The 14,036-nt window shown below is 51.0% G+C and carries 10 protein-coding genes; 2 read left to right on the top strand and 8 right to left on the bottom strand.

The window, feature by feature from the left end; translation table 11 throughout:
- Positions 1–155 precede the first annotated feature (155 nt).
- Together pnpS and CBW46_RS09040 are read right to left on the bottom strand one after the other, a co-directional pair.
- Positions 156–1,952: a two-component system histidine kinase PnpS gene (gene pnpS, locus CBW46_RS09045; RefSeq protein WP_089199675.1), complete on the bottom strand. Its 1,797-nt coding sequence runs from the start codon at positions 1,950–1,952 to the stop codon at positions 156–158.
- Positions 1,953–2,166: 214 nt separating this feature from the next.
- Positions 2,167–3,702, bottom strand: coding sequence for a fumarate hydratase (locus CBW46_RS09040; protein ID WP_089199736.1), 1,536 nt, complete (start codon positions 3,700–3,702; stop codon positions 2,167–2,169).
- A gap of 598 nt (positions 3,703–4,300) precedes the next feature.
- On the opposite strand from CBW46_RS09040, the gene CBW46_RS21270 reads away from it, so the two are divergent.
- Positions 4,301–4,474, top strand: coding sequence for a hypothetical protein (locus tag CBW46_RS21270; RefSeq protein ID WP_165842247.1), 174 nt, complete (start codon positions 4,301–4,303; stop codon positions 4,472–4,474).
- A 413-nt stretch (positions 4,475–4,887) separates the two neighbouring features.
- Here CBW46_RS21270 and CBW46_RS09035 read toward each other — a convergent pair whose 3' ends face one another.
- From CBW46_RS09035 to citZ, 5 genes are all read right to left on the bottom strand, one after another.
- Positions 4,888–5,379: a DinB family protein gene (locus tag CBW46_RS09035; RefSeq protein WP_089199674.1), complete on the bottom strand. Its 492-nt coding sequence runs from the start codon at positions 5,377–5,379 to the stop codon at positions 4,888–4,890.
- 166 nt (positions 5,380–5,545) lie between these two features.
- Positions 5,546–5,971 carry a hypothetical protein gene (locus CBW46_RS09030; protein ID WP_243633236.1) on the bottom strand — a complete coding sequence of 142 codons (426 nt, stop codon included), beginning with the start codon at positions 5,969–5,971 and terminating at the stop codon, positions 5,546–5,548.
- Between the two features lie 458 nt (positions 5,972–6,429).
- Positions 6,430–7,371, bottom strand: coding sequence for a malate dehydrogenase (gene mdh, locus CBW46_RS09025; protein ID WP_089199673.1), 942 nt, complete (start codon positions 7,369–7,371; stop codon positions 6,430–6,432).
- Between the two features lie 64 nt (positions 7,372–7,435).
- A complete protein-coding gene (gene icd, locus CBW46_RS09020) occupies positions 7,436–8,734 on the bottom strand; it encodes an NADP-dependent isocitrate dehydrogenase (protein ID WP_089199672.1) in 1,299 nt (432 codons plus the stop codon).
- A gap of 142 nt (positions 8,735–8,876) precedes the next feature.
- Complete coding sequence (gene citZ, locus CBW46_RS09015; protein WP_089199671.1) at positions 8,877–9,989, bottom strand: citrate synthase; 1,113 nt, start codon at positions 9,987–9,989, stop codon at positions 8,877–8,879.
- A gap of 406 nt (positions 9,990–10,395) precedes the next feature.
- On the opposite strand from citZ, the gene CBW46_RS09010 reads away from it, so the two are divergent.
- Positions 10,396–11,916, top strand: coding sequence for a Ppx/GppA phosphatase family protein (locus CBW46_RS09010; protein WP_089199670.1), 1,521 nt, complete (start codon positions 10,396–10,398; stop codon positions 11,914–11,916).
- On the opposite strand, the gene ppk1 is transcribed toward CBW46_RS09010, so the two are convergent.
- Positions 11,904–14,003, bottom strand: coding sequence for a polyphosphate kinase 1 (gene ppk1, locus CBW46_RS09005; RefSeq protein WP_089199669.1), 2,100 nt, complete (start codon positions 14,001–14,003; stop codon positions 11,904–11,906). The two genes, CBW46_RS09010 and ppk1, sit on opposite strands and share 13 nt — an antisense overlap.
- Positions 14,004–14,036: the final 33 nt, after the last annotated feature.

Genomic DNA, 14,036 nt, shown 5'->3' with positions numbered 1-14,036 from the left:
ATCGACTAAATTAAGCCCCCGCCCGCGTTACGCTGTTGCTTTGGGCAGCGGCAATGGATAGCTGTGGCAGGTTTCTTGTCATCACTTAAGCGACAATACTTCCTTCTCTATAATAAAACCTGCACAGCAGCTTTTCAAGGATGCCGCTGCTGCGATCAGTGAATCACCGGCAGTTCAATGATGAATTTGGAACCCATGCCGACTTCACTTTCCACACGAATCGTACCCTTATGCAGTTCCACCAGATGCTTGACGATGGAAAGCCCCAATCCCGTTCCGCCTGAGCTCCGCGAGCGTGCTTTGTCGACTCTGTAAAACCGTTCGAAGATGCGGGGAAGATCCTTTTTCGGTATACCCATGCCAGTATCCGTAATCGTCATACGAATTTGTTCTTTATCCAGCCCCATGCTGCCTGTTGTGGCTTCCACCTTGACTTTGACCTTGCCGCCCTCCGGTGTATAGTTTATACCGTTGGAGAGCAAGTTGATCAAAATCTGCCGCAGCCGGTCCTCGTCGGCTTCCATATATAAATCGTCATCGACCCGCATTTCCAGCTCAATCGATTTCTTTGCCGCCTCCGAGTTCACAACATTCAGACAGTTTTCGATGAACGTTTGCAAATGCACCGGGGAAAACTGCAGGGGGATCCGCTTGGACTCTATTTTTGACAATTCCAGGATATCACCGATCAACCGGTTTAACCGTTCACTTTCATCGAAAATAATTTGCAAAAACGATTTCGCCGTCTCCTTATCGTTGAGCGCCCCGGCCAACAACGTTTCCGCGAAGCCTTTCACCGCGGCAATCGGCGTTTTTAATTCATGCGACACATTGGCGACAAACTCGCTGCGCATCCGCTCCAAACGTCTCATTGCCGTTATATCATGCAGCACGACCAACACTCCGGCCCACTGGTCCTCTGCCGGCGACATTGGTATCAAATTGATTTCCAGAATCCTTTCGGACGGATAATAAAAAATCATCTCATCGCGAATGAGCTCCTTGCTCTCTATGCATTCCTGGATGAGCTGCGTGAATTCAAACTGCTGCTTCGCCTCATCGAATTTTTTGCCCAGCAGTTCTTTCGCCGAAAACCCGAGGATATCTTCCGCGGAACGGTTCAGCAGCGCGATTTTACCATCCCGGTCAATCATCATGACACCGCTAATCATATTTTCCAAAACGCTCTTCAGCCTGTTCTCGTCTTCCAGGATGCGGTTCATCTGCAGCTGCAAACTGTCCGCCATTCTATTAATGGCTTGTCCCAGCTGTCCGACTTCGCCTTGCTTGCGGCCGTGAAAACGTGCTTGATAGTTCATATTCGTGATTTGGCCCGCTACCTTGGTGATCTGTTCGATCGGTCTTGTCAAGCCGAGGGCCACTCGGTAACTGATTAGCCCTGCGATGATAAACACAGCCAACAAACCAATCAACAGTACCAGCCACAGCTGCCTTATGGCTGCCTCAACTTCGGCGAGACTCATCGCGAGCCTCAAATAACCTTGCAGCTGGTCTCCCTGCGTGACGGGAATAGCGACATACAGCATGTTTTGGCGCAGGGTGGTGGAGTAGCGAATGTCCGTGCCGGCCTGCCCGCTTTCTCTCGCCTCGACAACCTCTTCACGGCTGAAATGGTTTTCCATGTCAACGGGATCATGGTCCGAGTCACCCAGAACTTTGCCGTCCGCCCGAATGTAAGTGATCCTGGCATCGGCCGACGAGCGCAGCCTATTGGCTTGTTCATTGAAATATCGCACTTGTTCCTCATCCGAACCACCTGCCGTCCAGTCCAATGTGACCAATATAACCCGGAGCTCCCGCTCCATAGATGTTTGAAGCGCTTCAATATGCGAGTTTTTCAGCATCTGCGCCATGAACAGACCGGCAATCAGCACCGAAGCTCCGATCAAAGTAATGAAAATTAAAGTCAATCTTGCCCGAAATTGATGCATTGTCGAGTCGTCCCTCCATCCGAGGTTGTACCTGTCGGCATTTTACTCCTTAGCGTAGCGTTTACCGATCAACCGCACTAGTTAAGTTTTTGTAAATGTTTTTGAAAAAAGAGCTCCAGTCCGAACTATGACAAAAAACAAAGCTCCGACCCCGAGCGGTCGGAACTTGCATTTAACAAACAGATGATAACAGTATAAACCAAACAAGTGCAGGTTAAGCGAAGACCGGGTCTTTAAAGTGACTCAGTTTCGTGAGAGAATCCTTCTCCACCTCGGCGTGCAGACTGTTTCCGTGCGAATCCATAGTGACGATAGCCGCGAAGCCTTCGGTCTGCAGATGCCACATCGCTTCCGGAATGCCGAATTCCATAAAGTCGACGCCTTCGACCTTCTTGAAGCACTGTGCATAATACTGCGCTGCGCCGCCGATCGCATTCAAATATACTGCCCCGTGCTGCTGCAGCGCGGCGAGAGTTTTCGGTCCCATTCCGCCTTTACCGATCACCGCACGAATACCGAATTTCTTGATGATTTCACCTTGGTAGGGCTCCTCGCGAATGCTGGTCGTCGGCCCTGCGGCTTTTACACTCCATTCTCCGTTCTCGTCCTTCGCCATCACCGGGCCGCAGTGGTAAATTGCCGCGCCATTCAAATCTAGCGGCGCATCATGATCCATCAAATACTTGTGCAGGGCATCGCGGCCGGTGTGCATGGTACCGTTAATGACCACGACATCGCCGACACGCAGCTCACGGATTTGTTCCTCGGAGATTGGGGTGTGCAGCACGATTTCACGGCGCTCGCCTCCGTTGTCAGGCGCAGTTTGTGGCTTTTTGCTCATGGGTACCGTATCGCCCGTGCGATATACCCACTCTTTGATATCGCCGGTCGCTGCATCAACCACAACGCCTTGTCTGCGGAACGCCCAGCAGTTATACGCCACGGACACGAAAAAGCTCGCCGGAAGCCGGTTCATCACGCCGATCTTACAGCCAAGCAGAGTGACTTGGCCGCCGAAGCCCATCGTACCTATCCCGAGCTTGTTCGCGTTGTCCATGATATATTCCTCAAGCTTCCGCAAATCTTCATGCGGATTAACGTCATCTGCGTGGCGGAACAACTGATGCTTGGCCAGCTCATAGCCGGTCGTCCGGTCACCGCCGATACCGACGCCGATGAAGCCGGCGCTGCAGCCTTGGCCCTGTGCCTGGTACACCGCGTGCAGGATGCATTTGCGGATGCCGTCCAGGTCCCGGCCGGCTTTGCCCAAGCCTTCCAACTCTGTCGGCAGGCTGTATTGAATATTTTTGTTTTCGCAGCCGCCGCCTTTTAGAATCAGCTTCACTTCGATGTCATCCCGCTCCCACTGCTCGAAATGCACGACCGGTGTGCCGGGCCCCAGGTTGTCACCGCTGTTGGCTCCCGTGAGCGAATCGACGGAGTTGGTGCGCAGCTTGCTGTCCTTGGTTGCCTGAGCTACCGCCTGCAGGATCTGCTTTTTCATCACAATTTGGTTCGCGCCTACTGGACAATGTATTATAAACGTCGGCATTCCCGTGTCCTGACAGATCGGCGACACATTGCACTCCGCCATATGGATGTTATCGGTGATGGTAGATAATGACAGCGCGGAACGGGTGCCCTCATCCTCTTTTGCCTGCGCCGCTTGTATAGCTTGACGCACATCTGCCGGCAGGTTTGTCGACGTTTCCACAATCAGTTTGTAAACGCTTTGCTGAAATTGCTGCATGAACACAAAACCCCTCTCCCATAGTTGACCAGAACATCGTATGTGATAGATCATCATAAATCTTACATAGGTATATAATAGCACATTCAGGGCCGTTACGTAGCTATATAATAGCACACTGAGAATCGTTCAAAAAGCCGTTGATAGCAGCGATGGAAGAGATTGTTCAGGCCGTGCAGCAGGAATTTGATCGTTGCAGCGAGCATAGTTTATTTTCGCCTATTTTCATGCCGCTAGAGACTTTAAACTAGTAGGGAGCTAGCAGTTACTATGAATATACTTGCCATGCAGTTCATCCTTCTGGTCCTTGGGAAAGTGCCATGGTTCCGTCTCTGAACGCCGCAAACAGCAGCTCGATTTACAAAGATCGAGTCGCCGACTCTGTATCCATCATGTAGACGACACTGCCGAGAGCCCAGCACAGTGACTACGTCAGCGAATAAAATGCAACACTCCGGCTCGCAAGCCTCTTTTAGCGCTTGGGCCACTTGGGATCTCGCGCCATCGATGATTCTATGATGTGGAAGCTCCTTCGCGTTTAAACCAACGCACAATGTGGTATAATTGCTGATACACATTCCACAGGGGGCTACTAAAAATGAAGATCTATGTTGTAATTTCGCTTCAGGGAGAGGAAATGGAGAACGTCTTCGTCAGCACGGACGAGGAAAAAGCATTATCATTGACGCCCGCTGATTTTGAAGGCTCTGACGCGTTATTTGTGGAGGTATGGGAAGACGGGGGCAAAATAGACGATTTCAGGCTGCAGTGATCGCATCAGTGGTACTAAGCGGCCCCTGCTCGACTCGCTGCGCTGGTTAGCCATAGGTACCGCAGATGCGCTGCATGCCTGTCAGAGTGAGAGCCGCCCATGCTGCCTCCGACCGCACATTGCTGTCGCCTTACACACGCAAGCCGTCACTGCCTGTGCGCACCCGGCTTGCTTGTGGGCACCCGGCTTGCCCGTGGTGCTGCCTTACACACGCAACCGCCTGTGGGCACCCGGCTGGCCAGTGGTGGTTACCGCAGACGCCAAGCAGCCACGTGGAGCGCGCGTGTGATACATAGCAGGGCCGCTCATCGTCAACGACCGGCCTTTGTTTGGCTCCTCCGCTTGTCTGTAAACACAGCGGGGATCACAGCTGCAACAATGCGCCAAAAGGTCCGGTTACCCTCTGCATTTTATCAAACATCTCCGACATAAGATCTCTTTAGCTCCCGAAGAAAGAAAATATAATCCGTAGACTTCCCTTCATACCCGAGCTGCCGCAGCGCACTCGCCACGTTACCTCGATGGTAGGTGCCGTGATTGACTAAGTGGTCGATGATTTCGCCCAGCGTATTGGTCAAGCTCTCCCCACTGGAATTATAATAATTTACCGTGCGCTTTTCCTTCTGGTCTCTAATATAATTGACCATCTGCCGCTCAAGCCCGTATATCCGCTGCTTAGCGTCCGTCGTGTCTTCGAACACGTCTCCCTCCGCTTCACTCGTATCTGATGTTATCCGTTTATACCAAAGTAGATCCACCGAGTAAATATGAAACAATGTATCCCGTATTGAAGGAAATACGTTGGTGACGGGCTCCGTGAATGCAACGTTCGGCACTTCTTCCAGATGATCGAGAATCTGCTGCGTGGCCCAATGGTGGTATTGATATTTTTGTAACATCGACATTTTGTCCCCTCCCCTTACCGCCCGCTTATTTATGACATATAAAAGGCTCAACAGCGATCGCCATCGAGCCTTAACATTGCACCTTACCTCAGTACTTTAAAATATGCTCGGGCAGCTTCGCCATCGAGCCCTCCGGGGCCGTGGCCGCGGCGGTTGAAATGTGTTTTTAGAAGGGAAAGCTCATTATAGTGAAAAGCACAAAGAAAATGATTGCACTGACCAAGCTGAGCGATCTAATTCTGCCGGCATGGTCGTTGATCTTCGTGCCCGCCGGATCCGCCAGAGCTTTACGCATAGCGCCGCCCATCACTCCAGTGACAGCCGCAAGCGCCAGGAACAGCACGACAGCCAAGACCATCCAGGTGATGGAGTACTCTCCTTTGCCCACCAGATAACCACCGGTCAACAACGATATGAGCAGAGCCAGTTGGCCGGTACGGTTAGCGATAAACAATGCGCTGACAAGTCCAACCTGCGCCGCCCCGGTGAGAGCTGTAATTCGTGCAGCCAGAAAAGGAAATAAGAGATACACGCCCATCACTACCGCTGCCAGCACATGCAAATAAAGTAGAATGCTGATGATATTGAACATTTAAAGCCTCCAAGACATTCTTTTTTCATCCAGTATACCCGAAAGAGCACCATCTAAGCAAATTCTGGCATGTCCATCAGCCTACACCTACGTGTTCGCATTCCCAGTGGAGTGATACGAGAAAGTACAGCGGTAAAAATGGCTCCGCAGGTAATTGAGATAGGGAATGGCCAATGCCACAATCCATGCAGTACCGAATGTTAAACCAAGCGAGCAGACAGCGATAACGGCCGTGATCCCGATCAGCAGCTCACGCGCGAGCTCATTAAATAGATGATCGAGGCTCTGTTTTTACGTGAAAAGGCAACAAAAAACCAGCCCGGTTATAGCTTCAACTGTGAGCATAAGCAGGAGGCCACTTGAGAAACAAGTGATTCTCTTGCCACGGGTTAGCTATGAACCAGGCTGGTTCGCGCTGCCTCTCCTCTCGGCGAGGTTCGACAGTATTATGGTGCGGATTAACCAGTTACGATTTTGATAACATTGCGAACAGACTCAGCGGATTTATCCAACGCTGCTTTTTCTTCAGGCAGCAGTTCCAACTCAAAAATCTTCTCAATTCCATCGCCGCCCAACAGAGTAGGCACACCCATAAACAGGTTATCGTAACCATACTCGCCTTGCAGCAGTGCGATCGCAGGGATGATACGTTTTTTGTCCTTGATGATAGCTTCAGTCATTTGGACCAGAGACGCTGCAGGTGCGTAATATGCGCTGCCGTTGCCCAGCAGGTTAACGATCTCACCGCCACCTGTGCGGGTACGTCGCACGATCGCCTCGATGCGGTCAGAAGGAATTAACTTCTCGATTGGAATGCCGCCTACATTGGAGTAACGAACCAACGGCACCATGTCGTCACCGTGCCCGCCCAGCACAAAGCCGCGCACATCTTCTACGGATACGTTCAGTTCTTGTGCGATGAATGTGCAGTAACGGGCGGTATCCAATACGCCGGATTGGCCAATCACACGATTTTTCGGAAAGCCCAATGTTTCAAAAGCTACGTAAGTCATAGCGTCAACAGGATTACTTAAGATGATGACGATTGAATTCGGGCTTGTCTTTTTAACATTTTCACAGACGGACCTAACGATGCCTGCGTTGGTGTTAACCAGGTCATCACGACTCATACCGGGCTTGCGAGCGATGCCCGCTGTGATGATGACGATGTCGGAGTCAGCTGCATCCTCGTAGTTGGATGTGCCGACGATGTTGCTGTCAAAGCCTTGGACCGGGGAAGCTTCCAGCATATCCAATGCTTTGCCTTTGGTCGGGTTTTCCAGCTGGGGAATATCCAGCAGAACCACATCACCCAATTCCTTTTGCGCTGCCAAAAATGCTGTTGTCGCACCGGTAAAGCCGGCACCGACGACAGTGATCTTCTTGCGAGTGATAGCCATAAAAGATGCCTCCAAGATGTTTTAATTGAAGTAAGTTCACAGACGCTACGAAACTAAACGTCTGTTACGCCATGTGTTTGATGACTTGGTTGGCGAACTCGGAGCATTTTACCTCTGTCGCACCTTCCATCAAGCGTGCGAAATCGTACGTAACGGTTTTGTTATTGATCGCTGTCTCCATACCTTTATAAATCAGGTTAGCAGCTTCCTGCCAGCCAAGGTGCTCCAGCATCATAACACCGGACAGAATGACCGAACCAGGGTTCACTACGTCCAGATCGGCATATTTAGGAGCTGTACCGTGAGTTGCTTCGAAGATTGCATGACCGGTCACATAGTTGATGTTCGCGCCAGGAGCGATACCGATACCGCCAACCTGTGCGGCCAACGCATCAGACAAGTAATCGCCGTTCAGATTGAGTGTAGCAATTACGTCGAAGTCCGTTGGACGAGTCAATACCTGCTGTAGAGCGATATCCGCGATAGCATCCTTGACAATGATTTTACCGGCGGCTTCCGCATCCTTTTGCGCTTTGTTGGCAGCGTCCGTGCCCTGCTCAGCCTTGATTCTGTCGTACTGTGCCCAAGTGAAAGTTTTATCGCCAAATTCTCTTTCAGCCAGCTCATAGCCCCAGTTTTTGAAAGCACCCTCAGTGAACTTCATGATATTACCTTTATGTACCAAGGTAACAGATTTGCGCTTGTGCTGGATTGCATATTCGATCGCAGCGCGCACCAGACGCTCAGTGCCTTCCGAAGATACAGGCTTCACGCCGATGCCGGATGTTTCAGGGAAACGGATTTTCTTAACCCCCATCTCGTTTTGCAAGAACTCCAGTACTTTTTTCACCTCAGCGGAACCCGATTCCCACTCGATACCTGCGTAGATGTCTTCAGTGTTTTCACGGAAGATGACCATGTCTACGAGATCCGGGCGCTTTACCGGAGACGGCACGCCGTTGAAATAACGGACCGGACGGGAGCATACATACAAGTCAAGCTCCTGACGAAGAGCAACGTTCAAGGAACGGATACCGCCGCCAACCGGAGTAGTCAAAGGCCCTTTAATGGCTACGAAATATTCGCGGATAGCTGTAAGCGTATCGTTAGGCAGCCAGTTATTGTATTTGTTAAAGGCTTTCTCGCCGGCGAACACTTCATACCAAGCGATTTTCTTCTCTCCGTTATACGCTTTTTCAACCGCCGCATCCAATACTCGCTTCGACGCAGCCCAGATGTCACGACCTGTGCCGTCTCCCTCGATGTAAGGAATGATTGGGTTATTTGGAACGTTCAACTCACCGTTTACGATCGAGATTTTTTCGCCCTCTGTGGGAGCTGTATAATTTTCGAATTGAACCATGATTCAATTGCCTCCTTGGAAATAGTGTAGGATTGAACAAATTGAAACGGGAGTCACAGCGCTTGTCCGCTTCCTCATGAAACGCAGCATGAATGGCTGTAACAACCCGTCGGCGGCGAGGCTGTTAACTCGAATAACTCGATTAACGGCCGTCAATCGGAATATATTTTTGACCGGAAACGCCTGTGTACTCTGCGCGAGGACGAATCAGGCGGTTGTTCTCGTACTGTTCAAGAATGTGCGCGGTCCAGCCTGATGTACGGCTGATCGCAAAAATAGGCGTGAACAAGTCGCGCGGAATCTCCAATGAAGTATAAACGGAAGCGGAATAAAAGTCCACGTTAGGCTTAAGGCCTTTTTGTCCGGTAACGATTTCTTCAATCTTGATGGACATGTTGTACCAATTCAGATTGCCGGTGATTTTGCTGAGCTCGTATGACATTTTTTGTAAATGCTTCGCGCGCGGATCGCCGTTCTTGTATACGCGATGACCAAAGCCCATAATTTTCTCTTTGTTGGCAAGTTTGCCGTTAATATAAGGCACTGTATTTTCCAAACTTCCAATATCTTCCAACATCGCCATTACCGCTTCGTTGGCGCCTCCATGCAGAGGCCCCTTTAACGCCCCGATAGCGGAAGTAACGCCGGAGTAAATGTCAGACAGCGTCGCCACGGTTACACGCGCCGTGAAAGTGGACGCATTCAGCTCGTGGTCCGCATGTAACACCAAGGCTTTATCCAAAGCTTGAATAGCTACCGGTTCAGGGTCTGTGCCGAGCAGCATATACAGGAAATTCTCTGCAATCGACTCGCATTGCTTCGGTGCGATCGGCTCCTTGCCTTGGCGAATTCGGGCGAAAGCAGCGATAATCGTCGGAATTTGCGCCTGCAGCTTAATCGCCTTGCGCAGATTGGCTTCCGGTGTCATATCGTTCGCTTCCGGATCGTACAACGCCAGGCTTGAAATGGCTGTGCGAAGAGCAGCCATAGAATTGGTGTCTTTCGGATAAGTCTTGATCTGTTCGATTACCGAATCCGGCACCGCTGCATATTTGTTCAGATCCTGAACGAGCTGGGCCAGTTCCGCACGATTCGGCAGCTTGCCGCACCACAGCAAATACGCAACCTCTTCGAAGGATGCGTTTTCAGCCAAATCATCGATATCGAAACCGCGATAAGTCAGTACGCCGTCAATAATGGAGCTGATCGAGGATGTTGTAGCAACAATGCCTTCCAAGCCTTTGGTAGCAGTCATGACAATCTCTCCTTTACGTTCAATTCGTGTAAAGCCGCTGTACACATACGACGCGTTCCGTCGAAACAATCCGTATTTCCTTATGTACTGATAGCAGCGGCATAGCGTTATTGCTGTTGAAAGATCAACAAGTTAGATATGAATATAAAAAATGTGAACGCATTCAGTCAGAAGCCGTCGGCTCTACGGGTAGGCGGATTGCTGGCCGATAATGCCTAACGACTTACCTTTCTACTATAAATGATTTAAGAAATAATGTGAACAAATTGAGACATAAAAGTTCATTATCAGCACAATAAAGATTGTTTGTTATCGCCTCACTACGCACCTCGAGATTTTGCACATATCCTAAACGATGGTAAAATAAGCTTGCTCATAACTTTCATGAACATAACGGGGGACTTCTATGCCAAACTACCGCAGAATCGGCATCATTGATATTGGTTCTAACTCAATACGTCTGGTCATTTACGAAATCAATCCACTTGATGCATATAGAGTCATCCGAGAATTTAAGCAGTCCGCACGTTTAAGCCAAAGGATTGGGCCGGATAATATTCTGCATGCCGTCGACATTCAGGTTATTATCGGCATTCTCAACCAGTTCAAACGAATGTGCGAAGACAATGGGGTGACCGAAATCCGGGCAGCGGCGACAGCAGCTATCCGCAACGCCGCCAATACCCGCCATATCATCGAATCGCTGCAGCAGCATACCGGCATCAGAGTTGAAGTTTTGTCGGGCGAGGATGAGGCAAAAGTCGGTTTCCTCGGTATGCTTAATTCATTGGATGTGCAGGATGGGATTCTCATTGACATTGGAGGGGGCAGCACTGAAGTCACGGTATTCCGCGGACGTGAGCGGCTGAAAAGCGTATCATTTCCTTTTGGTGCGGTCAACACGGCCCGCCGCTACTCTTCGAGCGGCGACTTTACGCCGGAGCAGCTGCAGAGCATCCGCGAAATGGTACTGCAGGCTGTGGACGGCCAGCCTTGGATGAAACAGCACCAGGGACTGCCGTTGATCGGGATGGGCGGTACAATCCGTACGCTCGGCAAGATCGGGCAAAAAAAATGGGAGTATTCACTGCCGATCACACACAATTACGTTATCTCGCCAAGCCGGATGGACGAGCTCATCAGGTGGCTTGCTGCTCTGCCTTTGGCGAAGAGAAAAAAAGTGGACGGCCTGGCTAAAGACCGCTGCGATATTATCGTACCGGGCATGGTAATCCTGGACACCCTGTTTCATGTCACGGGCTGCAGCCATTATGTAGTTAGCGGTGCTGGTTTACGGGACGGCCTGTTCCATGAATCGTATTTAGCAAACCGGCCCGAGGCCACCACCCTGCTGGAGCGCAGCGTGAACAATCTGCTAGGGCTGCACTCGACCGCTCCTGCGGCACACCTGGAATCGGTGGCCCGGCACGCGTTGGCTTTGTTTGACGCGCTTCGCGCCGTGCACGGCTACGACGACCGCATGCGCCAATGCCTGTGCGCCGCCGCGCGCCTGTATCGTATCGGCGTTGCGGTGAATTATTATCAATTCTCCAAGCACTCCTACTATATGATCGCACATTCCCGCGTCGACGGCCTGTCTCATAGAGAGACATTGCTATGCGCAGCTATCGCATCGTTCAAGTCTAAAAACCGGGCACAGTCTGTTTATGCGCAGCATAAGGATATACTTCATGACTCAGATGTTGCCCTTATAACAAAGCTGGGCGTGCTCCTTCAGTTGGCTACGGCTTTAGATATTTCCGAAACCCAAACTGTGACCGGTGTGACTGCATCAGCTCAACCGACACATCTGGACATCCGGATTCAAACAAAAAACGACCTCAGCCCCGAACTTGCAGAGCTGGAATCGTTACAAAAGGAGTTCAACAAAATATGGGGGCTGCAGCTGCACATTCACAGCTCGTGATCGTGCGGCTGCCCCTTCCAGGTATCAATTTTCATAGCCTCAAACTGACTGCGCAACGGCGGTGCAGCGTTCATTACACGCGCGTACGTGCCGTTCGGCAGCAGCTGCCGAGCCTTCACATTATCGTTCAAGCTAAGCTCCAGAATCCTTATCAGCGTTTGCTGCAGCTGCTTGTCAAACACAGGGCAAATGATCTCAATTCTTCTGGTCAAATTCCTGGTCATCCAATCCGCGCTAGAGATGTAGACCTCCGGCTGTTCAGCATTTTGAAAATAAATAATGCGCGAATGCTCCAAAAAGCGGTCGACCACACTTCGCACCGTAATGTTCTCGCTCAGCCCGGGCACACCCGGCCGCAGACAACACACGCCCCGAATGATCAGATCAATTTTCACTCCCGCTTTAGACGCGATGTAGAGCTCATCAATGATCTGCTGATTGGACAACGAATTTAGCTTAGCTACAATTCTCGCCGGCCGACCCTGCGCCGCGTGGGAAATCTCGCGCCGCATTTTCTCTGTCAGCTTATCCATCAGGTCCGTAGGCGCCACGCCGAATGCCTTCCAGTTGTGGGGGGCGGAGTAGCCGGTCACTTCGTTAAAGAGCGCGGAAGCGTCCTCGCCGATGATCATATGGGAGGTCAACAGCCCGAGATCGGTGTACAACTTGGCAGTGTTGTCATTATAGTTGCCGGTGCCGACGTGCACGTAACGGCGCAAACCGTCCTGTTCTTGCCGAACAACTAGCGTAATCTTCGCATGGGTCTTCAATCCGACGAGGCCATAAACTACATGACAGCCCGACTGCTCCAGCCTTCTCGCCCAGGCAATATTGCGCTCCTCGTCAAACCGCGCTTTGAGCTCCACTACGACAGTGACCTGTTTGCCCGATTCTGCAGCATGTGCCAACGCTTCAATCAATGGAGAATTGCCGCTTACGCGGTAAAGCGTCATTTTAATGGCCAGCACCTGAGCATCATAAGCCGCTTGGCAGATGAAGTCCGTCACAGCGTCGAACGATTCATAAGGGTGATAGACCAGAACATCCTGCCGCTTGAGCTTGTCAAACATATCTTCTGTCTCGAGAAGCTCGGGCGGATAGATGGATTCGACCGGCCGGTAACGCAGGTGCTCATGACCGTGCAAGGAGCCGGGCAGCTTCATGAAATAAGTCAAGTCGAGCGGCCCATCGATCTCAAATATGTTGTCAGTGATCTCGAATTCTTCCCGCAGACGGTCCAACGCATACGGATGTATCCCCTTCTCCGCCTCCAGCCGAACGGGTGCACCCCACCGCCGGCGGCGCAGCTCCTTTTCAATTTCCTCCAGCAGGTCCTCGGCGCCTTCCTCATCCAGGGTAAGATCGGCATTACGAGTCAGCCTGAACCCATCTACCGAAATCGGAATATAACCGGAAAAAAGCGTATGAATATTTTGCTCAATCATATCCTCCAGCATGACAAATTCATGCTTTTTGCTGTTGACACGGGCTGGCACCTCGATAAAGCGGGATAAATTGGAGGGCACCTGAACTATAGCAAAATACGGCTCCTCATCGGGATCGTCCCCTTCTTTCATCAGCAGCACCGCCAAATACAAGGCCTGGGAGTGAACGAGAGGGAAGGGACGGCTCTGATCGACCGCCATCGGCGTGAGCACCGGAAAAATGATGTCATGGTAATACGCATCCATCGCCCTGCGTTGGCTTGGATTCAGATTCTCATAGTCCGTGAACACGATTCCTTCTCTGGCAAGCAGCCTCGTGATGTCCCGATATGTTTTATACTGTTCGGTCACCATCTTCGCACACCGCTTCATGATGCGCTTGAATAGACCGGCCGGTGTGTACCCGGTGAAGTCTTTTTTCGCGTACCCGGCTTTAATCTGATCTTTGATACCAGCCACTCTGACACTCATGAACTCGTCGAGATTGGATGATACGATCGCGAGAAACTTGCCTCTCTCCAGCAGAGGAGAGTGCGTATCCTGGGCTTCTTCCAAGACACGCCAGTTGAATTCGAGCCAGCTTAAATCCCGATTTAAATAGATGGATGAGGCATCCCTTTCCTTGAGCGTCATCTCTTTCATAGTATCTCTGCAACCTCCATAGGGTTTGGCAAT

The sequence above is a fragment of the Paenibacillus xerothermodurans genome (assembly GCF_002220865.2).
Taxonomy (GTDB): Bacteria; Bacillota; Bacilli; order Paenibacillales; family NBRC-103111; genus Paenibacillus_S; species Paenibacillus_S xerothermodurans.
This window is presented reverse-complemented; position numbering and strand designations above follow the sequence as displayed.